We start from the raw sequence: 24,039 nt of genomic DNA, 5'->3' as shown, positions 1-24,039 counted from the left end.
GGGGTTAACCCTAGGTCACGCGACCTTAGCACGCCCGGCTGTCATTTGCTGCGCTGCGGCATCAATGTCCTATTTCGGCATTCCGCGCCTGCGCATGCCGCGCGGCGAAGGCCACGTACCACTCGAGGCTGCCCGGATTGGCCATGGCTTCACGGTTCACCACCTTCTCGATCGGCTGGCCCAGCAGCAGCTTCTTGATCGGCAGCTCCTGCTTCTTGCCCGAGAGGGTGCGCGGAATCTCGGCCACCTGGAAGATGTCGTTGGGCAGGAAGCGCGGCGAGAGTTGCGTCTTGATCGCGTGGTTGATCTTCGCGCGCATCGCATCGTCGAGCGCGACGCCGGGCCGCAGCACGACGAAGAGCGGCATGTAGCTTTCGCGGCCGAGGTACTCGAGATCGACCACCATCGAGTCGAGCACTTCGGGCAAGCCTTCGACCGCGCTGTAGATTTCGCTGGTGCCCATGCGCAGGCCCTGGCGGTTGATGGTCGCATCGCTGCGGCCGTAAATGATGCAGCCGCCGTCTTCGCCGATTTTGATCCAGTCGCCGTGGCGCCAGACATTCGGGTAGGTATCGAAGTAGCTGGAGAGGTAGCGCGCATTGCCCTCGTCGCCCCAGAAATAGAGCGGCATCGAGGGAATGGGCTGGGTGCAGACCAGTTCGCCGACCTCGCCGATCACCGGCTGGCTCTGCTCGTTCCAGGCCTCGACCGAAGCGCCGAGAAAGCGGCACTGCATCTGGCCCGGCACCTCGGGCAGTTCGCGGTTGCCGCCGACGAAGGCGCCGCAGAAATCCGTGCCGCCCGAAATGTTGTACCACCAGACGGCGGGCGAGCCGGCCGCGAGCACCTGCGCCGTGCCCCAGCGCTGCACCTCCTCGGACAAGGGCGAGCCGGTGCTGCCCAGCGCACGCACGCGCGAGAGATCGCCGCAGTCTTTGGCTTCGACGCCGGCCTTCATGCAGCTCGCGAAATAGGCCGCGCCGGCGCCGAAGAAGCTGACCCGGTGCCGCGCGACGAAGCGCCAGAGTACGCCCCAGTCGGGCTTTTCCTTGCTGCCGGCCGGATTGCCGTCGTAGATGCAGATGGTGGCGCCGAAGGCCAGGCCCGAGAGCTGCGAGTTCCACATCACCCAGCCCGTGGAGCTGTACCAGTGGTAGCGCTCGCCGAAGTTGTTGGCGCTGTAGCTCGGGCCCAGGTCGTGATGCAGGCCGCAGGCGTACATGTTGACGAGGATGCCGCCCTGCCCGTGCACGATGGGCTTGGGCAGGCCGGTGGTGCCGCTCGAATAGACGATCCAGATCGGATGTTCGAACGGCAGCCACTCGGGTTCGAAGGCCGCAGTCTGCGCATCGTCGCGCGCGACCGCGGCGGCCCAGTCGCGCTCGGCCGCGATCTGCTTCGCAGCGAATGGCGTGCGCAGCAACACCAGCGTCCGGACGCTGGGCAATGCGGCGCGCAGTTCCTCGATCACGCCGCTGCGGTCCAGCGCCTTGCCGCCGTAGTACACGCCGTCGGCCGCGATCAGCACCTTGGGCTCTATCTGGCGAAAGCGGTCGACCACCGCGGCCGTTCCCATGTCGGGCGCGCACACGCTCCACACTGCGCCGATGCTCGAGCACGCGAGGAAGGCGATCATGGTCTCGGGCACGTTGGGCATGTAGGCGGCCACGCGATCACCGTGTGCCACGCCGAGTTCGCGCAAGCTCAGCGCGCAGGCGGCGATCTGCCGGCGCAGCTCGGGCCAGGACATCTCGCGCACTTCGCCCAGCTCGTTCTCGCTGACGATCGCCGGCATGCCGGCCGCATGCGCCGCATCGGCATGGCGCAGCACCTCGCGCGCGTAGTTGACCTGGGCGCCGGGAAACCAGCGCGCGCCGGGCATGTGTGCATCGGCCAGCACGGCTGTCGCCGGCGTGGGCGACTGCATGCCGCTGAAATCCCAGATGCTCTGCCAGAAGGCTTCGAGATCGCTGACCGACCAGCGCCACAGCGCGTCGTACGAATCGAAGTTCAGACCGCGCTTCTCGCGCAGCCAGTTTTGATAAAGACGAATCTGGGGAATGAAGGGGGCGGATGTTTGAGTCACCTCCGCAGCCTAACGCGCCGGTGGACCCGGCTTCAATGCGGGAAAGCACAGGGTTTGTACGAGTGTTCAACAAGTTTGTACACTTGTTCAATACCCGCCATGGTTCAACGTGTGCAGCGCGCTTCTTCCGTTCGGCCCGACCGCCGGCAGGCGATTCTTCTCGCGGCCGAGAAGCTGTTCGCGCAGCACGGCTACCACGCGGTGACGATCCGCCAGATCGCCGACGAGGCCGGCGTGCCGCTCGCGCTGGTGGGCTATTACTACGGGCCGAAGCACGAGCTTTTCCACGCGATCTTCGAGCACTGGAGCCACACCATCGAGGAGCGGCTGGCCGGCCTGCGCGCGGTGCACAACGACCCTCATGACCCGCAGACGCTGCCGCGCATCGTCGAAGCCTTTACCGGCCCGGTGCTGGCGCTGCGCGCGAGCGCCGAAGGCGAGTACTACGCGCTGCTGGTGGCGCGCGAGCTCTACCACGCGACCGAGGAAGCCGACCGCGTGCTGCGCGGCTACTTCGATCCGCTGGCCGAGGCGTATATCGACGCGCTGCATATTGCGCTGCCGCATGCGACGCGCGGCCAGGCCGCATGGGCCTACCAGTTCGCGCTCGGCACGCTGCTGCACCACCTGAACGACAACCGCATCGAGCGGCTCTCGCGCGGCGAGAACCGGCGCAGCGATCCGGCCGTGGCGCCGATGCTCGTGAACTTCATCGTCGGCGGCCTGCGCGCCGCGCTGCCGCGACCCAAGGCCTCGCAGAAGAAACCCACCCCCAGGAGACAAAAGACATGATGAAACGACGCACCCTGTTGTCGGCGCTCGCCGCCGCCTCCGCGACCGCGGCACTGCCTGCGCGCGCACAGGCCAACACCAAGATCGTGTTCGGCTACACGGCCGTGACCGACTTCGCCTCGGTCTTCGTGGCGGCCGAAGAGGGCTACTTCAAGAAGCGCAACCTCGACGTCGAGCTCAAGTTCATTCCGCTCAACTCCACCATCCCGGCTGCGCTGCAGTCCGATTCGCTGCAGCTCGGCGGGCCCACGCCTTCGGTGTTCCTGCAGGCGGTCGACGGCGGGATGGACCTGGTGCTGGTCGCCGGCGGCGGCCTCACTTCGAAGACCATCACCGGCTTCGGCCTGGTGGCGCGTGCCGGCTCGGGCATCAAGAGCGCGCAGGACTGCGTGGGCAAGAAGATCGGCGTGCCGGGCCTCGGCGCCTTCCTGCACGTGACCTTCCGCGCCTACCTGAAGGACCAGGGCGTGGACTACCGCAAGGTCAACTTCGTCGAGGCCTCGTTCCCGCAGCATGCCGACCTGCTGCGCGGCGGCTCGGTCGATGCGGTGGTCTCGGCCGATCCTTTCATGAGCCGCATCACCGACAGCGGCGCGGGCTACGTGGCCTCCTACTACTCGACCTTCCTGCCCGAGGGCAACCAGACCATCGTGCACGCGGCCAAGCGCGAATGGGTGGCGAAGAACCCGGCCGCGGCGCGCGGCTTCCGCGAGGCGGTGCAGGAAGGCGGCGCCTTCATGCAGCAGCCGAAGAACGATGCCAGGGTGCGCGCGAGCATCGGCAAGTACATCAAGCTGCCGCCCGAGGTGCTGGCCAAGGTGCAGATCTCGCCGCCCGGCCCGGTGGTGACCGACAAGCAACTCGCCTACTGGGTCGGCCTCATGAAGGAGCAGGAGATGCTCAAGACCCCGATCGACGTTGCCAGGCTGGTCGCGAAGTGAGGCCGGATTTCCTCGCCATCGACGGCGTGCGCATTTGCTATGGCGCGCGCGAGGTGCTGTCGCCTACCTCTTTCGAGGTAGCGCGCGGCGAGTTCGTCTGCATCGTGGGCCCGAGCGGCTGCGGCAAGACCACGCTGCTGCGCGCGGCCAGCGGCCTCGTGCGCGCCAGCGCCGGCGAGGTGCGGCGCAAGGGCAAGCCGATGAACGAGCCTTCGCGCGAAGTGGCCTTCGTGTTCCAGGACTACGGCCGCGCGCTTCTGCCCTGGCGCACGGTCGAGGGCAACGTGAGCCTCGCGCTCGAAGCGGCCGGCGTGCCGGCGAGCGAACGCGCGCCGCGCATCGCCGAAGTGCTGGCCAAGGTCGGCCTCGCGGCGCATGCGCAGAAGTTTCCGGTGCAGCTCTCGGGCGGCATGCAGCAGCGTGCGCAGATCGCGCGCTGCCTCGCTCAGAAGCCCGAGCTGATGATGATGGACGAGCCCTTCGGCGCGCTGGATGCGCTGACGCGCCAGGGCCTGCAGGACGAACTCGCGCGCCTGGTGCGCGAAGACGGGTTGACGGTGCTCTTCGTCACGCACGACCTCGAGGAAGCCATCTACCTCGGCGACCGCGTGATCGCGCTGCAGGCCGATCCCGCGCCGGGGCGGCCGAGCCTGGCGCGCATGATCGATGTGAAGATCCCGCGGCCGCGCGACCAGCTCACGACCAAGGAGCATCCGGAGTTCCTGCATTTGCGGCGCGAACTGTTTGCCTTCATCGAGCAAGGCCATGACTGAACGCCGTGCGTTGTCACTGCTGCGGCCCTGGGTCTTCCCTGCCCTGCTGCTCGCCCTCTTCGAGTGGTATGCGCGCCGCGCCGCCGCACAGGGCAGCGATGCGCTCGCGCCGCCGAGCGCCGCGCTCAAGGCCTTTGCCGGCGCGGCCGTCGACGGCTCTCTGTGGCAGGCCACCGGCTTCACGCTCGGCACCGCGGCCCTCGGCCTGCTGCTCGGCGCCGTGCTCGGCATTGCGCTGGGCATCGTGCTGGGCTTGTCGCGGCGCACCGCGCAGTTCGGCCTGCTGTCTATCGAGGTGCTGCGTCCCATCCCCTCCGTCGCGCTGATTCCGCTTTCGATGCTGATGTTCGGCTTCGGCGTGCGCATGGAGCTGGCCATCGTCGCCTTCGCCGCCTTCTGGCCGATGCTGATCCTCGTCCAGTCGGCCGTGCAGCAGGTCGAGCCGCGCCTCTTGGAGGTGAGCCGCGTGCTCGGGCTCACGGCGCGCGAGCGGGCCTGGAAGATCGTGCTGCCCGCGATCGTGCCGCGGCTCTTCGTGGCGCTGCGGCTCGGCGTGGCGGTGGCGCTGGTGGTGGCCGTCACGGTCGAGATCGCGGCCAATCCCAACGGCATGGGCTACGCGATGATGATCGCGCAGCAGAGCTTCGACCCGCCGCTGATGCTGGCCTGGCTGGGCTGGATCGGCGTGGTGGGTTTTGTCATCAACGCGGCGATGCAGCGGCTCCAGCGCTGGGTGGCGCGGCGCATGGGAGTCGTGCAATGAGCCATCGCTTCACCGGATGGCTCGGCTCGGCCGCGGTGCTCGCGGCGCTCGTCGCGCTGTGGTGGACCGCAAGCAACGCGGGCTGGGTCAGCCGCGTGTTCCTGCCGACGCCCGAAGCGACGCTCGCGAGTCTGGCCGAAGGCCTCAACCTGCGCGGCAGCGGCAGCGGAGAGCTGCTGGTCTTCACCATTGCCACCGTGCGCCGCATGCTCGAAGGCTGGCTGTTGGCCTCGCTCTTCGGCGTGCTGCTGGGCGCCGCCATCGGCATCTCGCCCGCGGTGCGCGCCTGGGTGCAGCCGACGCTGGAATTCATCCGCCCGCTGCCGGCCTCCGCGCTGCTGCCGCTCGCAATCTCGATCTTCGGCCTCAACCCGGGCATGGTGCTCTTCGTCGTCGCCTTCGGCGCGATGTGGCCGGTGCTGCTTGCCACCGTGCACGGCTTCGCGGCCATCGAGCCGCGGCTCGCCGAAGTGGCGCGCTGCCTGCAAATGCCGCGCGCGGCCTTCGTCTGGAAGATAGGCCTGCCCAACGCGATGCCCGACATCCTGGCCGGCATGCGCTTGTCGATGACCATTTCGCTCATCGTCGCCGTGGTCGGCGAAATGATCGCCTCGCAGAGCGGCCTGGGCCAGGCCATCCTGCTCGCGGCGCGCGCCTTTCGCGCGAGCGAGCTCTTCGCCGGCATCGTGCTCCTGGGCCTGATCGGCTTCGCGAGCAATGCCCTCCTGGCCCTTGCCGAAAAGAAACTGCTGCGCTGGCAGCACCCCTGAAGAAAAGGAACCCCGCCATGACCCGCAAATTCGTCGACCTCTCGATCTTTCTCGAAAACGACGTGCTCTCCGATCCGCCCGCCTTCGCGCCCAAGATCCAGTACTTCACGCACGAGCAGACCTACGAGCAGATCGAGCCTTTCTTCCCCGGCTTGAAGCGGGAAGACCTGCCCGACGGCGAAGGTTGGGCCGTGGAGTTCGTGCAGCTCTCCACGCACAACGGCACGCATCTCGATGCGCCCTACCACTTCCACTCGACCATGGACAAGGCGCTCGGCGAGAAGAAGCCCGCGATCGCGATCCACGACGTGCCGCTCGAATGGTGCTTCCAGCCCGGCGTGAAGCTGGACTTCCGGCATTTCGAGGACGGCTATGTCGTGACGGCCGACGACGTCGACGCCGAGCTCAAGCGCATCGGCCACTCGCTGACGCCGCTGGAGATCGTGGTGGTCAACACACGTGCCGGCTCGCGCTACGGCCACGGCGACTACGTCTCGGCCGGCGCGGGCATGGGCTACGAAGCGACCATGTACCTGCTGGAGCGCGGCGTGCGCCTCACCGGCACCGACGCCTGGAGCTGGGATGCGCCCTTCGTCCACACGGCCAAGAAGTACGGCGAATCGAAAGACGCCTCGCTGATCTGGGAAGGCCACAAGGCCGGCCGCGACATCGGCTACTGCCACCTCGAAAAGCTGCACAACCTCGAGGCGCTGCCGGCGGATGGCTTCTTCATCAGCTGCTTTCCGCACAAGATCCGCGGCGCCTCGGCCGGCTGGACGCGCGCGGTCGCGATCTTCGACGACGCGCTGATGGCCACCGTGGGATGAACATCATGACGACGACGCTCAACCACACGCACGATGCAAGCGCCCGCAGCTGGCTGGCCTCGGCCAACGCCGAAGGCAGCGACTTCCCGATCCAGAACCTGCCCTTCGCGGTGTTCCACCGTACCGGAAGCCGCGAGCCCTACCGCGGCGGCGTCGCCATCGGCGACCAGGTGTTGGACCTCGCGGCACTGGCCGCGGGCCGGCAATTGGACGGCGCGGCGCTCGATGGCGCACGCGCCTGCGCGCAATCGGCGCTCAACGACTTCTTCGCGCTCGGCCCCAGCGTGTGGCGCGCGCTGCGCCATGGCTTGTTCGCGCTGCTCAAGGACGATGCGCCGAAGGAAGTGGCCGAGGCCGTGCGCGCCTGCCTGATCCCGCAGGCCGAGGCCGCGTTCGCATTGCCCGCGCGCATCGGCGACTACACCGACTTCTACACCTCGATCGACCATGCGCTCAACATCGGGCGGCTGCTCAAGCCCGACGATCCGATCACGCCCAACTTCCAGTGGATCCCGATCGCCTACCACGGCCGCGTCTCGACCATCGGCGTGAGCGGCCAGCAGTTCCACCGGCCGATGGGACAGACCATGGCGCCCGGCACGCAAGCGCCGACCTACGGCCCTTGCGCGCGGCTGGACTACGAGCTCGAGCTCGGCATCTACATCGGCCAGGGCAATGCGGCCGGCGCGCCGATTCCGCTCGAGCGCGCGGAGAACCACATCTTCGGCATCTGCCTGCTCAACGACTGGTCGGCGCGCGACATCCAGTTCTGGGAGATGGCGCCGCTCGGCCCTTTTCTGGCCAAGAACTTCGCGACCACCGTCTCGCCATGGATCGTGACGCTGGAAGCGCTGGCGCCCTACCGCCAGGCCTGGGTGCGGCCGGCCGATCATCCGCAGCCGCTGGCCTACCTGGAGAGCGAAGCCAATCGCGCGAGCGGCGCGCTCGACATCCGGCTCGAGGTCTGGCTCGAAAGCGCCAAGGCCCGCGCCGAGGGCAGCAGCCCCTCGCGCCTGTCGGCCACCAGCTTCAAACACCAGTACTGGAGCATTGCGCAGATGGTCGCGCACCACACGGTGGGCGGCTGCAGCCTGAACGCCGGCGACCTGTTCGGCAGCGGCACCATCTCAGGCCCGGGGCCTGGCGAGGCCGGCGCGATGATCGAACTCACGCGCGCCGGCCAGGCGCCGATTGCGCTGGCCGACGGCGAACAACGCGGCTTTCTCGAGGACGGCGATGCGGTGCTGCTGCGCGGCTGGTGCGAGAAGCCGGGCCATACGCGCATCGGCTTCGGCGAGAGCCGCGGGACGGTGCTGCCGGCGCGGGGCTGAAGGGCTCAGCCGCCGTCGTAGGCCTTCTTCAGCGCCGCGATGTCCAGCTTGGACATCTTCATCATGGCTTCCATGGTGCGCTGCGCCTTGGCCGGGTCCTTGTCCTGCAGCATCGTGCCCAGCGCATCGGGTATCACCTGCCACGAGAGGCCGAACTTGTCCTTGAGCCAGCCGCAGGGCTGCGGCTCGCCGCCGCCCTCGGTGAGCCGGGTCCAGTAGTTGTCGATCTCTTCCTGCGTCTCGCACTTGATGAAGAAGGAGACGGCCGGCGTGAACTGGAACATCGGCCCGCCGTTCAGGCCCATGAACTCCTGTCCTTCGAGCTCGAAGCTCACGCCCATCACCGTGCCGCCGGGTCCGGGGATCACATTGGTGATGCGCGAATTCTTGAAGATGGCGGTGTAGAACTTCGCGGCCTCTTCGGCCTTGCCGTCGAACCACAGGAAGGGAGAGATCTTCTGCATGGGATTCCTTTCGAAAGGGCCATAACTGAACTTGAAGGTTCAGTATCTGGTTTGGACCGGGCTCTTGTCAAGGGCCCGCTCAGGCATGATCGACCCGGTCGAAACATCAACGCCCCGATCGACCCTTACATGGCGCCCTCCCCTCCACAGACCTGGACCGCCGACATCGGCCTGCGGATTCGCCGCCACCTGGCACTGAAGATCGTCGGCGTCACGGTGTTCACCTGGCTCTTCTTCATCGGCTACTTCCACATGCTGCGCCACCCGGACTTCGCGGTCACGGTGATGCCGCTGACTGCGCTCGACCACCTGATCCCGTTCCAGCCGCAGGCGCTGGTCGCCTACTTTTCGCTCTGGCTGTATGTGGGCGTCGCGCCCGGGCTGCAGCTGAGCTTTCGCGAGCTGGTGGTCTATGGCCTCTGGGTCGGCGCGCTGTGCCTGACCGGGCTGGGCCTGTTCCATTACTGGCCGACGCAGGTGCCGCTCGCGGCGCCGGCCTCGGACTTCCCGGGCTTCGCGCTGCTGCAGGGCGTGGACGCGCCAGGCAATGCCTGCCCCTCGATGCATGTCGCGGTCGCGATGTTCACCGTCATCCGCATCGACGACGTGCTGCGCCGGGCGCGCACACCGGTCTTCGTGCGCCTCTTGAATTGGCTGTGGTTCGCCGCCATTGCCTGGTCGACGCTGGCGATCAAGCAGCACGTGGTGCTCGATGCGCTGGCCGGCGTGCTGCTCGGCATCGCCTTCGTGCTGCCCTCGCTGCGCTGGCGGCCCGGCCCGCAGCGCGTGGCCCGCGCCATTTTCGGTCGAGCGGATATCATTCCCCATCGATGAGGCCAGGGCCGGCGTGAGGACGGACATCGCACAATGAGCTCGCTGAAAGTATTACAGGATCTGATCCACGAGAAGTACGGCATCGAGGCGGCGGCGCTCGACCCTCACGCGTCCATGCGCGACAAGGGATTCGATTCACTGACGCTGGTCGAATTCGTGTTCGCGATCGAAGACCACTTCTCCATCTCCATCACCGACGACGACGCGAACAGCGTCGACACGCTGGCCGGCCTCGCGGCCATGGTCGACAAGGTCAGGATGGCGCAGGCCAAGTGACAACCGAGGTCGCCGTCACCGGTCTGGGCCTCGTCGCGCCGCATGGCGACGATCCGGGCACGGTCTTCGAAGCGTTGATGCGCGGCGAATCGGCGCTCGGACCCGTCCTCCCCGAGCTGCCCAAGCCGGCCGCCGCCGCCACGGTGGCCTTCGACGAATCCCGCTGGTTCACCAAGCTGCAGCTCGCCGGCGTCGACCGCGTGAGCCAGCTGGCCGTGGCCGCGGCCGACCTGGCGGTGCGCGATGCAGGCGCACTCGGCAACGTGGACTCCGAACGCATAGGCGTCTACGCCGGCTGCGGCATGGGCGGCGCGGGCGCGCTCGAGGCGGCCTACCGCGGCGCCGGGCGCATGCCGCCGCTCACCATTCCGGCCTTCATGCCCAACGCGCCGGCCTCGCAGGTGGCGATGCGGCAGCGCGTCCACGGCCCGGTGCTCACCTATTCCGTGGCCTGCGCCTCGTCGGCCGTGGCCATTGCCGAGGCAGCCAAGGCGGTGCAGCGCGGAGAGGTCGACATCGCCATCGCCGGCGGCAGCGAAGCGCTGATCGTGCCGGGCGTGTTGCTGGCCTGGCAGGCGATGCAGACCCTGGCCGGCTTCGCGCCCGGCGAAGCGGCCAGCGCGATCCGGCCCTTTGCCAGCGACCGCAGCGGTTTCGCGCTCGGCGAGGGCGCGGCCTTCCTCGTCCTCGAATCGGCCGAGCGCGCACGCCTGCGCGGCGCGCGCAGCCATGCCACGCTGGCCGGCTGGGGCATCGGCTGCGACGCCACCCACCTGACCAAGCCCGACGCCCCGGGGCAGGCCCGCGCCCTGCGCGCCGCGTTGCGGCAGGCCGGCCTGCAGCCGCGCGACGTGGGCTACTGCAACGCGCACGGCACGGCCACGCGCATCGGCGACGTGGTCGAGCGCAACGCGCTGGCCGAGGTGTGGGGCGAGGCGCTCGACGATCTGCGCGTGAGCTCGACCAAGGCCCTGCACGGCCACCTGCTCGGCGCCGCCGGCGCGCTCGAGGCGGTGATCACCGTGCTGGCGCTGGCGCGGCGCCAATTGCCGCCCAACGCGCATTGCCAGACCATCGACCCGGAGTGCAGCCTGAACCTGGTGCGCGAGGCCGGTGAAGCCGCGCCGCAGCTCGAAGCCGCGATCAGCAGTTCCTTCGCCTTCGGCGGTACGAACGCGGTGCTGCTGTTTCGCCGCGCGTGAACGTCGGCTAGTACTTGATCGTCACGCCGGCCTTGATGCCCGCGTTGCTCTTGCCGTCCGAATGGGCGCCTGCCGAAAAAGAGGTGCTGCCGCCCGTGCTTGCACCGAGCGAATAGTTGGGCCGGGACCCGGAGGTGTCGACGCCGCCGTACGCGCCGCTTCCGTCGAGTCGTTGCGTGCCGATCGTTGCGCCATTCGTGCGGGCCGAGGTCTCGGTGGGCGACACGTTGGGCGCGACGTAGAGGGTGCCCTGGTCGCTGCTTTCAACGGGAAGCTTGAGCGGCTGCGCGAGAGCGCCGGCGCAGCATGCGGCCAAGGCCAGGGATGCGAGGATGGATTTGCTCATACGGATTGGATGGTCAGGTCGACGGGTGGCGGCAGCCACGGGCCCGTGATCAAGGCCTGCGTAGGATAGCTTCTTCGCGCTGGCGCATCCCCACCACCGCCGGCATGGCCTCCCGCATCGCCTCGACGAAGCGGCGCAGCCTGGCCGGATAGAAGCGGGCGTGGGGATACACCACGTAGACAGGCAGTGGCGCGGCGCACCATTGCGGCGCGAGCTGGATCAGCCGGCCCTGGGCCAGGTCCTCGGTCAGCAGCCAGGCCGACCCCACGCCCGCGCCCAGCCCCAGCACCGCGGCGTGGCGCAGGGCCAGCAGGCTGTCGGTGCTCATGCGCGGCCGGATCGCGAAGCGATGGGTTTCGCCGCTCGCCGCATGCGTGAGCGTCACCTCGTTGCGGTAGTAGGTGCGCAGCGCCAGCCAGGGCAAGCCCGCCAGCTCGGATGGGTGCGCCGGCACCGGCGCGCCGGCCAGCACCGAGGGCGCGGCGACCACGATGCGCGGCACCTCGGCCAGCTTGATCGCGACCAGCGCGGGGTCGCTGACTTCTCCGATCTGGATGGCGCAGTCGATGCCGTTGGCGATGAAGTCCTGCGTATCGTCGTGCAGCAGCCACTCGACCGTCACGCGCGGGTAGCGCCGCAGGAAGCGGGCCAGCGGTTCGACGAGCTGCGACTGGCCGAAGGCATGCGGCGCGATCACGCGCAAGCTGCCTTCGGGCTCGTCGCCGGTGCCGCGCAGGTCGGCTTCGAAGGCCTCCCAGTTCGCGAGCAGTTCCTTGGCGCGCTCGAAGCAGCGTTCGCCGTCTTCGGTGAGCTTCATCGCATGCGTGGAACGCTGCAGCAGCCGCACACCGAGCGATCGTTCCAGGACCTGCAGGCGGCGGCTCACGGTGGGTTGCGTCGATCCCATCTGCGCCGCGGCCGCCGACAGGCTGCCGGCTTCCACGATGCGGACGAAGGTCTGCATCAGCGCGATGCGGTCGGCGGAGGCCGAGGGTGAGCCGGGTTCTTTCATGCGAGCAGCGTATATCAATTGTGCGCGGCTTGCGGCTACCACTGAGAGCACTCAAACCTCACACTCCGTCCCTCAAGAGTTTCTAAGGGTTAACACCATGTCTGGTATTCACTGCTCGCATGCCACAGCAGCCGTCGTGCCGGCCCCGGAGCCGGCCCGCGCGGCCCAGGGCCTGCCGGCGTCGCTGGTTCTTCTGCTCGCGACCGCGGCCGGCCTCGCCGTCGCTTCGATCTATTACGGCCAGCCCATGCTCGGCGTGCTGGGTGCGGACATCGGCGCCTCCGACCGGGCCGTCGGCTTCATCCCGACGCTGACGCAGCTCGGCTACGCGCTCGGCATCCTGCTCTTGGCGCCGCTGGGCGACCGCTACGACCGGCGCCGCATCATCCTGCTCAAGGCGGCCGTGCTCGGCGCCGCGCTGCTGCTGGCCGGCGTTGCTCCCTCCATCGGCGCGCTGCTGGTCGTCAGCCTGGTCATCGGCCTGGCCGCGACGATGGCCCAGGACATCGTGCCGGCCGCCGCCACGCTCGCGCCCGACGCCCATCGCGGCAAGGTGGTCGGCACGGTGATGACGGGGCTGCTGCTGGGCATCCTGCTCTCGCGCGTGGCGAGCGGTTTCGTGGCGGAGCACTTCGGCTGGCGCGCGGTGTTCGTCGCGGCCGCGGCGAGCATCGCGCTGATCGGCGCCGCCGCATGGCATCGGCTGCCGCGCTTCCAGCCCACTACGCAACTGGCGTACGGCGCATTGCTCGGTTCGCTGGCCCAGCTGTGGCAGCGCCATGCCGCACTGCGCCGCGCGGCGCTGGCGCAGGGCCTGCTCTCGGTCGGCTTCAGCGCCTTCTGGTCCACCCTGGCCGTGATGCTGCACGGCGCGCCGTTCCACCTCGGCAGCGCCGCGGCCGGCGCCTTCGGGCTGGCGGGCGCCGCCGGGGCGCTGGCCGCGCCCATCGCCGGCCGCATCGCCGATCGCCGCGGGCCGGAACTGGTGACGCGCCTGGGCGCGGGGCTGGTCGTGCTCTCCTTCGCGGCCATGGCGCTGGCGCCGCTGATGCAGCCGCACGCTCGGCTGGCGCTGCTGGTGGCCTGCGCCATCGGCTTCGACCTCGGCATCCAGGCCGCGCTGATCGCGCACCAGACCATCGTCTACGGCATCGAGCCCGGCGCGCGCAGCCGCCTCAATGCCGTGCTCTTCGTCGGCATGTTCATCGGCATGGCCATCGGTGCGGCGCTGGGCAGCCTGCTGTTCGCCGAATGGGGCTGGATGGCGGTCACGGCGCTCGCCACTGCGGCGGCCGGCGCGGCGCTCGCAGTGCGGCTTTGGTCGAGGGCCTAGATCCCGAGCCAGTACATCAGGCTCTTCTCGACTTCCGCTGAAGGCGCGACGAAGCCGGTATAGGTCGAAGTGGCCAGCGCACGCTTGCCACCTTCCGACTGGCCGAGCCCCAGCAAGGTGTCGCGCACCGTGGCGACCGCGCTCGCATCGAGCTTGCTCGATGACAGCCATTGCTTGATGGGGACGGCGCGCGATTCGGCGCAGGTCTTGCCGCCGGTGGACTTCCAGGCCTTGACCACGCCGGCGGAGGCCGTGGCGCCGTAGGCGGCGAAACCATTCTGCACGTAGAAGGGCACCGCGTCCTGGTAGCGCGTGTTGGTGGTCTTGACCGCGCCGTCCTGCAGGCCCTGCTCGCGCAGCATCGCGCGCGTGATCACCGAGGTGATGGAATCCGGGTCGGGCATGACCAGGCTCTTGCCGGCGATCTCCTTCCAGTTGGAGATCGTCTGCAGGTCCTTGCACAGGAACGAGACCTTGTATTCGGTGAAGCCCGCGGTCCAGGCGAGCGTCTTGTAGTTGCCGCCCTTGGTCGCTTCGAAGGCGATGTGGGCCGGATGCACGAAGGCCAGATCGACCTGGTTCTGCCTCAATGCTTCGCGCGCATTGGCGTACGAACTCAAGACCTTGAGGGTCACGGGCTGCTTGAGCGCCTTGCTCAGTGCTTCGGCGATCGGCTCGAACTTGGCTTCTATCTGGCTGTCGCTGGCCTTGTAGGTCACGCCCTCGGTCACGCCGAGCACCAGCGCATGGGCCGGAGCGACAGCGGCCAGCAGAAAAGCCGCGGCCCAAGGGGCGAAGCTTGCGTTGCGATCGACGCGGTGTTTCATCATGGATGTCTCGAGTAGTTGCGAGCCCGCAGAATAGGTCAGGGGCCCCGCGCTGCGGTCAACGCGCGCCAACGCCAGGTAGAACTTTCGAGTCAAAGTGCGCAACTTCGCGTATTGATCCGGAATGCGCCGCGCGCTGTAGGTCATGCGCCGACATCCAGCCGCACCGTGCGGAGGCAGAATCGTGACGAAGTGCCCATGCGCTCCAAGGAGACGACCATGACCTATCGAAAGCTCACTCTTGCGCTGGCATGCATCGCCCTGGCAACGCTCGCCGCCTGCGATCCGAAGCCGCAGCCGCCGAAGGCAGCGGCGGCCGATCAGCTGCTGAGCTTGCAGTCGGCCGGCGTTTGATGGTGCGCCACCAGTTGCCAGCGGCCGCCGGTGCGAACATAGACCGAACTGCATTGCGCGCGATAGGCGCTGCCGGTGCTGCCGCGATCGGCGGCAGCGGCGTAGACCAGCACCGCCGTGCCCTCGGCCGGAGCGAGCAGATGCTGGTTCGCGAACTCGACCCGGCGCCAGCGCTTGTCCGGCTCGATCGAGGCCAGGATCTGCGCGCGTCCCATCATGCCCACGGGCTGCGGAAAGACCATGCGCGCATCGACTGCCAGGTGCTGCTCGTAGAAGAGCGCGTCACCGAGCCAGAGCCGCTCTTCCAACGCCCACAGGTCTTCTTCCATGCGCCGCAAACTCACCCGGGACGGTGGCGGCCGGCGTAGGAAACGAGGCTTTGTCTTCCACGGACAAAGCCGACGGGAAGCTCAGGCCCAGGCCTCCAGCACCGCGGTGCGCACCGCATCGACCGCCGTCGTGCGGCTGCTCCCGGCCGCTTCGACCCAGCACAGCCAGGTGTGCGAGCGCCAGCCCTGCCAGATCTTCAGCTCGCCGTTGCGCTCGGCCTGCTCGGCCTGGTCGACGCGCAGAAGCCCGGCGCCCAGGCCGACCGCGACCATGCTGCGGATCGCGCTCTCGCTGTCGGCCGTCCGCGCGGGGCGGTATTCGCGGCCGACGCTTGCGAACAGGCCGTCGAGGTGCGCGCGCAGGATGCATGAAGGCGGCGTGCCGACCCAGGGCAGCTGGGTCAGGGCCTCGAGATCCAGCGCGGGGTGGGCCTCGGCGAGCGGCAGCGGGAGCGTCACCGCCAGGTCGACGACACCGAGGCGTTGCAGCACGAGGCCGTCGAGCTTTTCGCTGTCGCTGAGCGCATAGGCGCAGTCCAGCTCGCCGCGCCGCACGCCTTCCAGCGTCCGGTGCGACAGGCCCTGCTGCAGTTGCAGCGAGACCTGCGGATGGCGCTCGGCCAGCTTCACCAGCACTTCGCCGAGCCGCAGCGCAACCGGATCGACCACAGTGCCGAAGCGCACCACGCCCTGCGCCGCGCCGCGGATCTGCTCGGCCGCCGAGCGCATGCGCGTCGCCGAGGCCAGGGTGCGCTCCGCTTCCTCCAGCAGGGTGTGGCCGGCTTCGGTCGGCGTCATGCCGCGCGGCGTGCGCTCGAAAAGCTTGACGCCGAGTTCGTCTTCCAGCGCCTTGAGCTGCGCACTCACGGCCGGCGCGCTGGTGAACACGCGCTCGGCCGCCCGCGTGAGGCTGCCCTCGCGCGCGATGGCCACGAAGGTCTTGAGTTGGTAGAGCTCCATGTCGCAAATTGTGAGCGCGCCGGCCGGATTCGTCTGTTCGCAAATCCTGAGACCCCGGTCCAAAGAAACGAATGGTCAATGCGGACCCCGATGCCGATATTCGGCTCATGTTCAAGACCATCCACCCACGCGCGCTCGGCATCGCCGCGCTGCTCGCCGCCACCTCCACCTGGGGCGGCATGTTCCTCGTCAGCAAGAACGTTCTCCACCACGTCGATCCATTCTGGTTCACGCTGATCCGCTACAGCCTCTCCGCGCTGGTGTTCGTGGCCCTGCTCGCCCCGCGCGGCGCGGCGCCCTGGCGAAAGCTGCGCGCCCACGCCGGCCCGCTGGCCCTGCGCGGCATCGCGGGCTTCGGCGTGTTCAGCGTGCTGCTGCTCACGGGCCTCGCCCATTCGCTGCCTTCGCACGGCGCGGTCATCATGGCCACCACGCCGATGACCGCACAGCTGCTGCGCTGGGTGCTCGACGGCGTGCGGCCCACGCGCGCGACGCTCTCGACCAGCGCGCTGGCGCTGGCCGGCGTGGTCGTCGTCTCGGGCGTGCTCTTCCCGCACGGCGCAGAGGCCGGCGCATCGACCGCCTACGGCGACGCGATCGCCCTCCTCGGCACGCTGGGCTGGGTCTGGTACACGCGCGGCGCCACACAGTTCGCCGACCGGCTCGACGTCGTCGAATACACCGCGCTGACCGTGCTGACCGCCTGGCCCGTGCTGCTGCTGGGCGCGTTGCTGGCCACCGCCTTCGGCCTGGCCGCGGTACCGAGCGCGGAAGGCATGGCGCTCTCGTGGCACGTGCTGGTCTTCGTCGGCCTGGTGCCCTCGGCCATGGCCGTGCTGGCCTTCAATCACGGCGTGCGCACCCTCGGTGCGGTGACGGGCACGGCCTTCCTGAACTTCATCCCGGTGTCGGCGCTCCTGATGAGCGTGGCGCTGGGCAAGCTGCCCTCGGGCAACGAGCTGCTGGGGATGGCGATGGTGGTCGGCGCCCTGTTGATCCATACCGCGCGCAGCCGGACGGGTGCTGCGACGCCGGTTCGCGGCACCGCACTGGCGAAGCGCAGCGGCAGCGGTGAGTGCGGCGCGACCTCGTGAGGCAACGAAAAACGGGCCCTCAGGGCAATGCGATCAGCTGCAGCGCGAGTCGCAGCCCGCTTTCATAGGCCTCGTCGACCGGAATCACTCTCGAAGGCCGCGCCGATGCAGCGGGGTCGACGGCACTCGGCGACGGCGTGGCCGGCGCGATCTCCAGCAAGGACTGCCACCGCGACGCAGGCAGCATCACGGCCTCGCGCTCGGAGCCCTGCAAGGCCATGCCCGCAAGGCGCCCGTTGGCGTCGAGCACCGGCCCGCCGTGCGGCCCGTCGGCGACCTCGATGCCCAATCGCCGAAGGCCGGCGTTGCCCTGAAACGAACCGAGGAAGCCCTGCCGCAGCCACGGCCATGCGGCGACGGCGGCGCCCGGCGCGGCGTATTCCAGCGCGAAGCCCGGGCTTCCCGCGAAGGGATCGCGCGCCGCCACGGCCTGCGTTCCCGTCGCGTCCAATGCGGCCTCAAGGCGCAGCACCGTGACGCCGAGCGCCTCGAGCGCTTGCGCACTGGCGTCGCCGTCGATCCGCGCGCGCGTGGTCTGCCCGAGGCCGTTGCGCACCCACAGCGTGCCGGAGGCCGCCGAGCGCGCGGCCGAGCTCGGCACGAGTGCGAGCGTGCCGTCGTTGATCAGCACACCGCTCGAGACGATCCGTGCCGTCTCCGGAATCTCTGCCTGCCCGCGCGCCATCACGCCTTGGGGTGCCATCCGGTGCGGCGTTTGCAGCAACGGCCCTGCCGCCACCGGCAAGGGCTTCGCAAGAGCGCTGCGCGCCTCGATCAGCACGGGATCCTGCGGCAAGCGTGCGAGCGTCTCGTTCAGCACGCGCTCGGCGAACGCGGCCTGGCCGCCGGCGCGCAGCAGCCACGCGTACAGCGCGCCGGCCGGGGCCGATTCGAGGTGCGCGCCGGCGGTGTGCGCGCAAAAGGCGAGTGCGCGCCGGTACTGCCCGGCCTGCATGTAGGTGCGCACCAGTCCCATCTCGGTGTCGGGCGCGTGCAGCATCAGGGCGGCACGGTCGAAAGCGTCGGTGGCCGCCGCGATGTCGCCGCGCACGAGCTCCGACTCGGCGCGGCCGAGCAGCGCCGAGCGGGCTTCCATCCGCGTCGTGTCCAGCACGCGCATGTCCGTGATCGCTGCCGGCGAACGCGGCTGCGCATCGGCGCGCATGCCCGGCAGGCCGAGCGCGATGCAGGCGATCGCGACGACGCACGCGGCCCGGTTGCTGGTCAGGGCAGCACCGTGATGCGCGGGATCGCCAGCGCCGGCAGCGTCGGGTCGTAGGGGGACTTCGGCGACTTGTAGCCGGCGTTCAGGTAGGCAGTGAGCGCATCGATGTCCTGCGCGCCGCCGAGCACGTTGGTGCCGCCCAGGAGCACCGTGAAGCCGTCGCCGCCGGTGGCCATGAAGTTGTTGACGGTGACCCGGTAGGTCTTGGTCGGGTTCTGCACCACGCCGTTGGCCACGATGGTCTCCGGCGCGCCGGTCGCAACCGGCGGCGTGACGGTGACGTCGGTCGGCGTGAGCACCACGTTGACGATCTTCGAGCAGGGTGCGGCGGCGGCGCTCCACGAATACTTCAGGCCGTTCGACGCCTGCATGATGCGCTGCTGGATCTGGCCCTGGCAGCCGACGAACTGCTGTTCGAGCAGGTTCTTCAGCTGCAGCGCGGTCAGCGTCATCGTCACCAGGCTGTTGCCGAAGGGTTGCACCGTGAACGCGTTGCCGTAAGTCACGTTGTACGGGTAGCTGGCACCGGCGATCGCGAAGCCGGGGTTGCGCACGCCGCCGGCGTTCATGAACGCCATCACCGCGCCCCCGAGCGCGGCCGGCTGCGTGGCCTGCAGCTGCGCGTCGGCGATCAGGCTGCCCGCCGGCATCTCGCCGGCGCTGTTCGCGGCATTGGGCAGCGGCGCGGCGATGGTGCCGATCACCGCGTTGGCCAGCGGCGACACCAGCGCGTTGTAGCCGTCGACGATGTTCTTCACGCTCGGATCGGTGGCGATCGCGTTGTTGATCGCCACGTCCGTGCGGTCGACCAGCCGGTTGGTCACCGACACCGCCAGCACCTTGTGCAAACGGGGGTGGACGCTCAGGTCGATGTCGGTCAGCACCCGGCCGAAGGCGCTCGCGCTCGTGACCGGGACCAGGCGCCCCTCGCTGTTCGGCAGGCCGGTCGGGCGCGGCGTGCTGACCGCCACCCCGTTGACGTTCTTCACGTTGACCGTGTTGGCGGAGCAGTTGTAGGCCGCGTGCGTGTGGCCGCTGATCACCAGGTCGACGCCGTTGCGCAGGCGCTTGACGATGTTGGCGATCTCGGAGTCGCTGCCGTCGGCGTTCTTCAGGTTGCCGTCGCAGCCGTTGATGTCGCCGACGTTCGGGCTGGTCTGGAAGCCGCCCTGGTGGACGAGCACGACGACCGCGTCGACGCCCTGCGCGCGCAGGCGCGGGATCAATGCGTTGACCGTCTCGGCCTCGTCACGGAACTCGAGACCGGCGACGCCAGTCGGCGTGACGATGCTGGGCGTGCCCTTCAGCGTCATGCCGATGAAGGCCACCTTCACACCACGGAAGTTCTTGATGCCGTAGGCCGGCAGCAGGGTGCGGCCGGTGGCGGTCTCGAACACGTTGGCCGACAGCCACTTGAACTTCGCACCGTCGAAGGTGCCCAGTGCGTTGGAGCCCACGCCCTTGCAGCTGTTCGGGTCGGGGACGCTGTTGGTGAGCTTGCAGCCGCCGTTCTGCAGCCGCTTCAGTTCGGCCGAGCCCTTGTCGAACTCGTGGTTGCCGACGGCATTGAACTCGAGCCCGATCTTGTTCAGCGTCTCGACTGCCGGCTCGTCGAAGAACAGGGCCGAGATCAGCGGCGAGGCACCGATGAAATCGCCGGCGCCGACGACCACGTTCAGCATGTTCTGCGCCTTCAGCCGCGCCACGTAGGCCGCAAGGTACTCGGCACCGCCCACGGCCGGACGCTGCGCCGCGGGGACCACGGTGTTGATGCCGAAGGTGCCGGGCGACTGCAGGTTGCCGTGGTAGTCGTTGAAGCCGATGATCTTGATCTTGATGGGCTCGCGCGGGCGACCGTGATGGTCGTGGTCGCGATCGCGATCGCGATCGCGGTCATCGTCGTGGTCGTTGAAGGCGATGGTCTTGATCGGCTGGGCCGAACGGGCCTGAACAGGGGCGGAGACCAAGCCGATGCCTGTGACGGCAACGGCAGTCAATGCGCAGCTCAGCGCGAAGTGGCGGATCGTCATGGCAGGGTCCCTCCTGGTCCATCGAATTGCGGCAGCGCTGTTCTTTGGTGCATGTGCCGATCGCACGCGGGAACCGGTGCAGATGGCGCGACTATCGATGCGCCCGGTGACGGTGCTGTGACGCGCCGAATCGGGCTTGACCGTCTTCCGCGATTTCGGCGCTCGCAAAGGCATTGAAGGTTCGTGCAGTTGTGCGCAATTCGCGGCGCGGCGCACGATGTAACCCGTTTGCCTTCATTCGACCGCGTTTGACAATGGCACGACACAATTTCGAGCCTTAAGTCATGAACGCATCTCGCCTTCTCGAACCGCTCTTTCGAATCCCGCGCGGCCTTTGGGCCGTCTTGGCGGCGCCCGTGCCGATGCGGCCGGCCGTGCGGGCCAAGCCTCGAAGCGAGGCCCCGGCCAGGCGCGAGTTCCGTCCGACGAGCTTCGAAGCGGCACGGCCCGAGGTCGAGCCGGTTGCCGTTCAACCGGCTGCTCCCACGCCAGTCATGAAAGCGCCCACGATCGTCGTGCAAGCCCCTGAGGCCGAAGCGCCCGTCGGCGCGAAGACGATGCGCTCGCTCGAAGAGGTGAGGGCCGACCTGGCGCGGCTGCGCCAGACGGCCAGGGAGCGGCATGCGCTGGCACAGCAGCCAGCGCGCCATGTCGATACCAGCTTTGCGCGGACCGACTTCATGGAGATCCCCGAACCCTTGCCCATGTCCTCGCCGCGCAAGAAGGACGATTCGGAGTTCGAGGCCACTGCCTTCGTGGGCATCCCCGAACCCCTGCCCATGCCGCGCAAGAAAGACAACTCGGAATTCGAGGCCACGGCCTTCGTGGACTTCGCTTACCCGATACCGCTGCTGGCCAGATAAGACCCTCCGTCGGCTAGCGGGCCGGCGCGGGCAACTTGAACCGGACGAGATTCCATCGCGTCACTTTCTCCTCCCACTCGTCGCCCTCTGCGGGCGTGAGCGGCAAGGCAAGGTTCGAGACGATCATCCAGTCGCCTTGCGCGACAGTGCTCGCCGGAAACAGCAGTCCCCGCGGCGCCCCGTCGCTGCCGATGCCATCGAACTCGCCCGCGCGAACCACGGTGCGGCCCTTCTCGTCGAGCCCCAGCACCACGTCAGCCTGGTTCGATGCGATCCACATCAGGCCGCGGTGGAACATCAGGCCGTCGGCGCCATGCACGCTCTCGGCGACGATGCCGAGCGGCCCCGCCGGCATCGGCATGCGCAGCAGGCGTCCGTCGCCGGCGTTGTTGACATAGAGAAGGCTTTCGTCGGCATTGAACGCGAGCCCGTTGGCGCCGAAGGGCAAGGTGCCGGCCGTCGCGAGCAGTGGGTCGCGCGATATCGGCACCACGGCACACGATGGCGCGCAGCTCGTCGCCCGCTCGATGCGATAGATGGCGCCCTGGAACGAGTCGGACACGTACAGGTTTCTTGCCTTGTCGAACACCATGCCGTTGGGCGCCGGGAATCCGCTGGACCCGAAGGTGATGATGTCCTTGCTGCCTTCCGGATTCGCGACCGGCCTCGGCAACGGCGTGGGCGGCACCAGGGCCGTGAACACAGCGACGTCTTCCACCGGCGTGGCGGAGGTGAAGGCGGCATCGATGCGCTGCAGCTTCGATGCGCCGAAGTTCAGGATGTAGAGCTTGCCGTCTGCAAACTCGATGCCGGTCAAGGGCGTCGGCCCGAAGCTCTTCTGCGCGAGCAGGCGTCCATCCGCCGAATAGCGAAGCAGCTGGTTGTTGCGTGCCGACTCGGGCATGCGGGCGTCGAAGGTGCCGACGTAGATCTCGCGGTTCGCGGGATTCGAGGCGAGTCCTTCCGGATGCCGGACGTTGTCGGGCAGGGTCACGAAGGGCTGCACCTTGATGCGAACGGGCCCTTCTTGATCGGCCGCTTGCGCGCTTCCTGCGGCGCCGAAGACCGCGAGGGCCATCGCAAGGAGGCATCCGGACGCGTTCACGGCCCTGCTCCCTGGATGCCCGGCGCAGGCGCATCGGCCCGCAACCGGTGAAGGCGGCGCACCTGCAGCGCGGCGCCCACGACGAAGACGACGAAGAAAAAGCCGACCAGTTTCTGCAGCGCCGGGTCTTCGGGCCCCGAGAACAGCGGCGCGCCGAGCGGCAGGCGGGTGAAGGTTTCGGTCAGCCCCGGAATCATGTGGAAGAAGAAGGTGGCGCTGTAGCCGATGGTTTCGACGTAAGGCGACGCGCGACCGAAGCTGCGCTTCTTGGGGCCAGCGAGTGCTGCGATCCCGAGCACCACCAGCGTGAGCACACCCAGCGCATGCGGCTTGCCGAAGCCGCCGTGCTGGAAGATGCCGAAGCCGGTGAGACAAGTCAGCACGGTGGCCCAGATGTAGGCCCTGCCGAGGCGGTTACTGGGCAGGATCTCCCGGTGGCGGATGAGCGCGAGCAAGCCCGCCGCCAGCGCCACCAGGCTGATGGCGGTGTGGATCGCACCCGGCGGTGTGAGGCCGAGCATGGCGACGCTCAGTCTTCGAGGAAGGCCAGCAGGTCGGCGTTGACCCGGTCCGGCTGCGTGGTGCAGATGCCGTGCGACTCGCCCGCATAGACCTTGAGCGTCGAGTTCTTCACCAGCTTGGACGCCATCGCGGCCGATGCGCCGATCGGCACGATCTGGTCGTCGTCGCCGTGGATGAAGAGCGTGGGCACGTTGAACTTCTTCAGGTCTTCGGTGAAGTCGGTTTCGGAGAAGGCCTTGATGCAGTCGTACTCGGACTTGATGCCGCCGAGCATGCCGATGCCCCAGAACGAATCGATCACGCCCTGGGAGATCTTTGCGCCGGGCCGGTTGTAGCCGTAGAAAGGAACCGCGAGGTCCTTGAAGAACTGCGAGCGGTTGGCGGCCACGCCGGCGCGGATGTTGTCGAAGACCTCGATCGGCAGTCCGCCGGGATTCGCCTCGGTCTTCAGCATGAGCGGCGGCACGGCGCCGATCAGCACGACCTTGGCGACGCGCTTGGTCCCGTGCCGGCCGACATAGCGGGTCACCTCGCCGCCGCCGGTCGAATGGCCGACCAGCGTCGCGCCCTTCAGGTCCAGCGACTCGATCACCGCCGCGAGATCGTCCGCGAAGGTGTCCATCTCGTTGCCCTCGGCCGGCTGGCTCGAGCGGCCGTGGCCGCGCCGGTCGTGCGCGATCACACGCCAGCCGTGCTGCAGCAGAAAGCGCATCTGCGGGTCCCACGCATCCGCATCGAGCGGCCAGCCGTGGGAGAAGACGACGGGCTTGCCGGTGCCCCAGTCCTTGTAGTAGATCTGGGTGCCGTCCTTGGTGGTGACATAGCTCATGGCGCTGCTCCTGGTTGGGGTGGAAGGGATGGGCTCGAAGGTACGAGCCGAGCGCCTGGCCGTCCCGGACCGGCGCTGAAATCTCCTGAAAAAAGCGAAGCCCTGCCCCTAAACTCGCGCGTCTCAGCCCAGGCCAGCACGTCCGTGCCTC

26 protein-coding genes are annotated in these 24,039 nt (G+C 68.6%); 14 read left to right on the top strand and 12 right to left on the bottom strand.

All coding sequences use genetic code 11. The features are described 5' to 3' along the window. Window positions 1–61: 61 nt before the first annotated feature. Window positions 62–2,086 (bottom strand): acetoacetate--CoA ligase, encoded by a 2,025-nt coding sequence (locus tag ACSQ86_RS01000; protein WP_436308321.1) that lies wholly within the window; start codon window positions 2,084–2,086, stop codon window positions 62–64. Window positions 2,087–2,185: 99 nt separating this feature from the next. Here ACSQ86_RS01000 and ACSQ86_RS00995 point away from each other — a divergent pair, with 99 nt between their 5' ends. The 7 genes from ACSQ86_RS00995 to fahA are packed head-to-tail and all read left to right on the top strand — an operon-like array spanning window position 2,186 to window position 8,283. Further along, window positions 2,186–2,878, top strand: coding sequence for a TetR/AcrR family transcriptional regulator (locus ACSQ86_RS00995; protein ID WP_436302371.1), 693 nt, complete (start codon window positions 2,186–2,188; stop codon window positions 2,876–2,878). Continuing rightward, on the top strand, window positions 2,875–3,819 hold the full coding sequence (locus ACSQ86_RS00990) for an ABC transporter substrate-binding protein (protein ID WP_436302370.1): 945 nt from the start codon (window positions 2,875–2,877) through the stop codon (window positions 3,817–3,819). Before ACSQ86_RS00995 ends, ACSQ86_RS00990 begins: the two co-directional genes overlap by 4 nt. Beyond that, complete coding sequence (locus ACSQ86_RS00985; RefSeq protein WP_093104483.1) at window positions 3,816–4,592, top strand: ABC transporter ATP-binding protein; 777 nt, start codon at window positions 3,816–3,818, stop codon at window positions 4,590–4,592. Before ACSQ86_RS00990 ends, ACSQ86_RS00985 begins: the two co-directional genes overlap by 4 nt. Next, window positions 4,585–5,355, top strand: a complete 771-nt coding sequence (locus ACSQ86_RS00980) for an ABC transporter permease (protein WP_093104485.1) — start codon at window positions 4,585–4,587, stop codon at window positions 5,353–5,355. Before ACSQ86_RS00985 ends, ACSQ86_RS00980 begins: the two co-directional genes overlap by 8 nt. Continuing rightward, on the top strand, window positions 5,352–6,125 hold the full coding sequence (locus ACSQ86_RS00975; protein ID WP_093104487.1) for an ABC transporter permease: 774 nt from the start codon (window positions 5,352–5,354) through the stop codon (window positions 6,123–6,125). Before ACSQ86_RS00980 ends, ACSQ86_RS00975 begins: the two co-directional genes overlap by 4 nt. Before the next feature lie 17 nt (window positions 6,126–6,142). Further along, the gene (locus ACSQ86_RS00970; protein ID WP_436308320.1) at window positions 6,143–6,952 is read left to right on the top strand and encodes a cyclase family protein; all 810 of its coding nucleotides are present in this window, start codon (window positions 6,143–6,145) and stop codon (window positions 6,950–6,952) included. A gap of 5 nt (window positions 6,953–6,957) precedes the next feature. Beyond that, on the top strand, window positions 6,958–8,283 hold the full coding sequence (gene fahA / locus ACSQ86_RS00965) for a fumarylacetoacetase (RefSeq protein ID WP_436302367.1): 1,326 nt from the start codon (window positions 6,958–6,960) through the stop codon (window positions 8,281–8,283). Between the two features lie 5 nt (window positions 8,284–8,288). Here the strand turns inward: fahA and ACSQ86_RS00960 are convergent, their stop codons facing one another. Continuing rightward, a complete protein-coding gene (locus ACSQ86_RS00960; protein WP_436302366.1) occupies window positions 8,289–8,747 on the bottom strand; it encodes a VOC family protein in 459 nt (152 codons plus the stop codon). 129 nt (window positions 8,748–8,876) lie between these two features. Between ACSQ86_RS00960 and ACSQ86_RS00955 the strand changes: the two genes are divergently transcribed. The 3 genes from ACSQ86_RS00955 to ACSQ86_RS00945 are packed head-to-tail and all read left to right on the top strand — an operon-like array spanning window position 8,877 to window position 11,059. After that, window positions 8,877–9,581 carry a phosphatase PAP2 family protein gene (locus ACSQ86_RS00955; protein WP_436302365.1) on the top strand — a complete coding sequence of 235 codons (705 nt, stop codon included), beginning with the start codon at window positions 8,877–8,879 and terminating at the stop codon, window positions 9,579–9,581. Between the two features lie 33 nt (window positions 9,582–9,614). Beyond that, complete coding sequence (locus ACSQ86_RS00950; RefSeq protein WP_093104493.1) at window positions 9,615–9,857, top strand: acyl carrier protein; 243 nt, start codon at window positions 9,615–9,617, stop codon at window positions 9,855–9,857. Next, on the top strand, window positions 9,854–11,059 hold the full coding sequence (locus ACSQ86_RS00945) for a beta-ketoacyl-[acyl-carrier-protein] synthase family protein (RefSeq protein ID WP_436302364.1): 1,206 nt from the start codon (window positions 9,854–9,856) through the stop codon (window positions 11,057–11,059). The genes ACSQ86_RS00950 and ACSQ86_RS00945 overlap by 4 nt, the downstream gene beginning before the upstream one ends. Window positions 11,060–11,066: 7 nt before the next feature. Here the strand turns inward: ACSQ86_RS00945 and ACSQ86_RS00940 are convergent, their stop codons facing one another. Together ACSQ86_RS00940 and ACSQ86_RS00935 are read right to left on the bottom strand one after the other, a co-directional pair. Beyond that, window positions 11,067–11,405: a hypothetical protein gene (locus ACSQ86_RS00940; protein ID WP_436292278.1), complete on the bottom strand. Its 339-nt coding sequence runs from the start codon at window positions 11,403–11,405 to the stop codon at window positions 11,067–11,069. 49 nt (window positions 11,406–11,454) lie between these two features. Beyond that, on the bottom strand, window positions 11,455–12,417 hold the full coding sequence (locus ACSQ86_RS00935; RefSeq protein WP_093104497.1) for a LysR family transcriptional regulator: 963 nt from the start codon (window positions 12,415–12,417) through the stop codon (window positions 11,455–11,457). A gap of 97 nt (window positions 12,418–12,514) precedes the next feature. Between ACSQ86_RS00935 and ACSQ86_RS00930 the strand changes: the two genes are divergently transcribed. Then, a complete protein-coding gene (locus tag ACSQ86_RS00930; protein WP_436302362.1) occupies window positions 12,515–13,750 on the top strand; it encodes an MFS transporter in 1,236 nt (411 codons plus the stop codon). Here ACSQ86_RS00930 and ACSQ86_RS00925 read toward each other — a convergent pair. Beyond that, window positions 13,747–14,580 (bottom strand): phosphate/phosphite/phosphonate ABC transporter substrate-binding protein, encoded by an 834-nt coding sequence (locus tag ACSQ86_RS00925; protein WP_436302361.1) that lies wholly within the window; start codon window positions 14,578–14,580, stop codon window positions 13,747–13,749. The genes ACSQ86_RS00930 and ACSQ86_RS00925 overlap by 4 nt on opposite strands. A gap of 216 nt (window positions 14,581–14,796) precedes the next feature. Here ACSQ86_RS00925 and ACSQ86_RS00920 point away from each other — a divergent pair, with 216 nt between their 5' ends. Continuing rightward, entirely contained in the window at window positions 14,797–14,931 is a 135-nt protein-coding gene (locus tag ACSQ86_RS00920; protein ID WP_280142623.1) for a hypothetical protein, read from the top strand. On the opposite strand, the gene ACSQ86_RS00915 is transcribed toward ACSQ86_RS00920, so the two are convergent. Both ACSQ86_RS00915 and ACSQ86_RS00910 read right to left on the bottom strand, forming a co-directional pair. Further along, a complete protein-coding gene (locus tag ACSQ86_RS00915; protein ID WP_436302360.1) occupies window positions 14,898–15,260 on the bottom strand; it encodes a nuclear transport factor 2 family protein in 363 nt (120 codons plus the stop codon). The two genes, ACSQ86_RS00920 and ACSQ86_RS00915, sit on opposite strands and share 34 nt — an antisense overlap. Window positions 15,261–15,341: 81 nt before the next feature. After that, window positions 15,342–16,220, bottom strand: a complete 879-nt coding sequence (locus tag ACSQ86_RS00910) for a LysR family transcriptional regulator (protein ID WP_436302359.1) — start codon at window positions 16,218–16,220, stop codon at window positions 15,342–15,344. Window positions 16,221–16,291: 71 nt separating this feature from the next. On the opposite strand from ACSQ86_RS00910, the gene ACSQ86_RS00905 reads away from it, so the two are divergent. Further along, the gene (locus ACSQ86_RS00905) at window positions 16,292–17,314 is read left to right on the top strand and encodes a DMT family transporter (protein ID WP_244503804.1); all 1,023 of its coding nucleotides are present in this window, start codon (window positions 16,292–16,294) and stop codon (window positions 17,312–17,314) included. A gap of 19 nt (window positions 17,315–17,333) precedes the next feature. Here the strand turns inward: ACSQ86_RS00905 and ACSQ86_RS00900 are convergent, their stop codons facing one another. Then, window positions 17,334–18,479, bottom strand: a complete 1,146-nt coding sequence (locus tag ACSQ86_RS00900; RefSeq protein ID WP_436308319.1) for a tetratricopeptide repeat protein — start codon at window positions 18,477–18,479, stop codon at window positions 17,334–17,336. 59 nt (window positions 18,480–18,538) lie between these two features. Next, window positions 18,539–20,569, bottom strand: a complete 2,031-nt coding sequence (locus ACSQ86_RS00895) for a bifunctional metallophosphatase/5'-nucleotidase (RefSeq protein WP_436308318.1) — start codon at window positions 20,567–20,569, stop codon at window positions 18,539–18,541. A gap of 284 nt (window positions 20,570–20,853) precedes the next feature. On the opposite strand from ACSQ86_RS00895, the gene ACSQ86_RS00890 reads away from it, so the two are divergent. Continuing rightward, window positions 20,854–21,432, top strand: coding sequence for a hypothetical protein (locus ACSQ86_RS00890; RefSeq protein WP_436308317.1), 579 nt, complete (start codon window positions 20,854–20,856; stop codon window positions 21,430–21,432). Between the two features lie 13 nt (window positions 21,433–21,445). Here ACSQ86_RS00890 and ACSQ86_RS00885 read toward each other — a convergent pair whose 3' ends face one another. The 3 genes from ACSQ86_RS00885 to ACSQ86_RS00875 are packed head-to-tail and all read right to left on the bottom strand — an operon-like array spanning window position 21,446 to window position 23,888. Next, entirely contained in the window at window positions 21,446–22,510 is a 1,065-nt protein-coding gene (locus ACSQ86_RS00885; RefSeq protein WP_436308316.1) for an SMP-30/gluconolactonase/LRE family protein, read from the bottom strand. 23 nt (window positions 22,511–22,533) lie between these two features. Beyond that, on the bottom strand, window positions 22,534–23,058 hold the full coding sequence (locus ACSQ86_RS00880) for a hypothetical protein (RefSeq protein ID WP_436302354.1): 525 nt from the start codon (window positions 23,056–23,058) through the stop codon (window positions 22,534–22,536). An 8-nt stretch (window positions 23,059–23,066) separates the two neighbouring features. Beyond that, window positions 23,067–23,888: an alpha/beta fold hydrolase gene (locus ACSQ86_RS00875; RefSeq protein WP_436308315.1), complete on the bottom strand. Its 822-nt coding sequence runs from the start codon at window positions 23,886–23,888 to the stop codon at window positions 23,067–23,069. Window positions 23,889–24,039 lie beyond the last annotated feature (151 nt).

It is taken from the genome of Variovorax sp. LjRoot130 (genome assembly GCF_964253755.1).
GTDB lineage: Bacteria > Pseudomonadota > Gammaproteobacteria > Burkholderiales > Burkholderiaceae_C > Variovorax.
The sequence above is the reverse complement of the archived record's forward strand: the minus strand, read 5'-3'. Positions and strand labels throughout refer to the sequence as shown.

Bases quoted from the DNA above. Each gene is read 5' to 3' on its own strand.
- ACSQ86_RS00895 (WP_436308318.1), bottom strand. From the start codon at position 20,569: ATGACGATCCGCCACTTCGCGCTGAGCTGCGCATTGACTGCCGTTGCC.
- ACSQ86_RS00905 (WP_244503804.1), top strand. From the start codon at position 16,292: ATGGTCAATGCGGACCCCGATGCCGATATTCGGCTCATGTTCAAGACC.
- ACSQ86_RS00955 (WP_436302365.1), top strand. From the start codon at position 8,877: ATGGCGCCCTCCCCTCCACAGACCTGGACCGCCGACATCGGCCTGCGG.
- ACSQ86_RS00890 (WP_436308317.1), top strand. From the start codon at position 20,854: ATGAACGCATCTCGCCTTCTCGAACCGCTCTTTCGAATCCCGCGCGGC.
- ACSQ86_RS00925 (WP_436302361.1), bottom strand. From the start codon at position 14,580: ATGATGAAACACCGCGTCGATCGCAACGCAAGCTTCGCCCCTTGGGCC.
- ACSQ86_RS00950 (WP_093104493.1), top strand. From the start codon at position 9,615: ATGAGCTCGCTGAAAGTATTACAGGATCTGATCCACGAGAAGTACGGC.
- ACSQ86_RS00915 (WP_436302360.1), bottom strand. From the start codon at position 15,260: ATGGAAGAAGACCTGTGGGCGTTGGAAGAGCGGCTCTGGCTCGGTGAC.
- ACSQ86_RS00960 (WP_436302366.1), bottom strand. From the start codon at position 8,747: ATGCAGAAGATCTCTCCCTTCCTGTGGTTCGACGGCAAGGCCGAAGAG.
- ACSQ86_RS00930 (WP_436302362.1), top strand. From the start codon at position 12,515: ATGTCTGGTATTCACTGCTCGCATGCCACAGCAGCCGTCGTGCCGGCC.
- ACSQ86_RS00875 (WP_436308315.1), bottom strand. From the start codon at position 23,888: ATGAGCTATGTCACCACCAAGGACGGCACCCAGATCTACTACAAGGAC.
- ACSQ86_RS00880 (WP_436302354.1), bottom strand. From the start codon at position 23,058: ATGCTCGGCCTCACACCGCCGGGTGCGATCCACACCGCCATCAGCCTG.
- ACSQ86_RS00935 (WP_093104497.1), bottom strand. From the start codon at position 12,417: ATGAAAGAACCCGGCTCACCCTCGGCCTCCGCCGACCGCATCGCGCTG.
- ACSQ86_RS00885 (WP_436308316.1), bottom strand. From the start codon at position 22,510: ATGGCCCTCGCGGTCTTCGGCGCCGCAGGAAGCGCGCAAGCGGCCGAT.
- ACSQ86_RS00900 (WP_436308319.1), bottom strand. From the start codon at position 18,479: ATGCGCGCCGATGCGCAGCCGCGTTCGCCGGCAGCGATCACGGACATG.
- ACSQ86_RS00975 (WP_093104487.1), top strand. From the start codon at position 5,352: ATGAGCCATCGCTTCACCGGATGGCTCGGCTCGGCCGCGGTGCTCGCG.
- ACSQ86_RS00970 (WP_436308320.1), top strand. From the start codon at position 6,143: ATGACCCGCAAATTCGTCGACCTCTCGATCTTTCTCGAAAACGACGTG.
- ACSQ86_RS00995 (WP_436302371.1), top strand. From the start codon at position 2,186: ATGGTTCAACGTGTGCAGCGCGCTTCTTCCGTTCGGCCCGACCGCCGG.
- ACSQ86_RS00920 (WP_280142623.1), top strand. From the start codon at position 14,797: ATGACCTATCGAAAGCTCACTCTTGCGCTGGCATGCATCGCCCTGGCA.
- ACSQ86_RS00980 (WP_093104485.1), top strand. From the start codon at position 4,585: ATGACTGAACGCCGTGCGTTGTCACTGCTGCGGCCCTGGGTCTTCCCT.
- ACSQ86_RS00940 (WP_436292278.1), bottom strand. From the start codon at position 11,405: ATGAGCAAATCCATCCTCGCATCCCTGGCCTTGGCCGCATGCTGCGCC.
- ACSQ86_RS00990 (WP_436302370.1), top strand. From the start codon at position 2,875: ATGATGAAACGACGCACCCTGTTGTCGGCGCTCGCCGCCGCCTCCGCG.
- ACSQ86_RS00910 (WP_436302359.1), bottom strand. From the start codon at position 16,220: ATGGAGCTCTACCAACTCAAGACCTTCGTGGCCATCGCGCGCGAGGGC.
- fahA (WP_436302367.1), top strand. From the start codon at position 6,958: ATGACGACGACGCTCAACCACACGCACGATGCAAGCGCCCGCAGCTGG.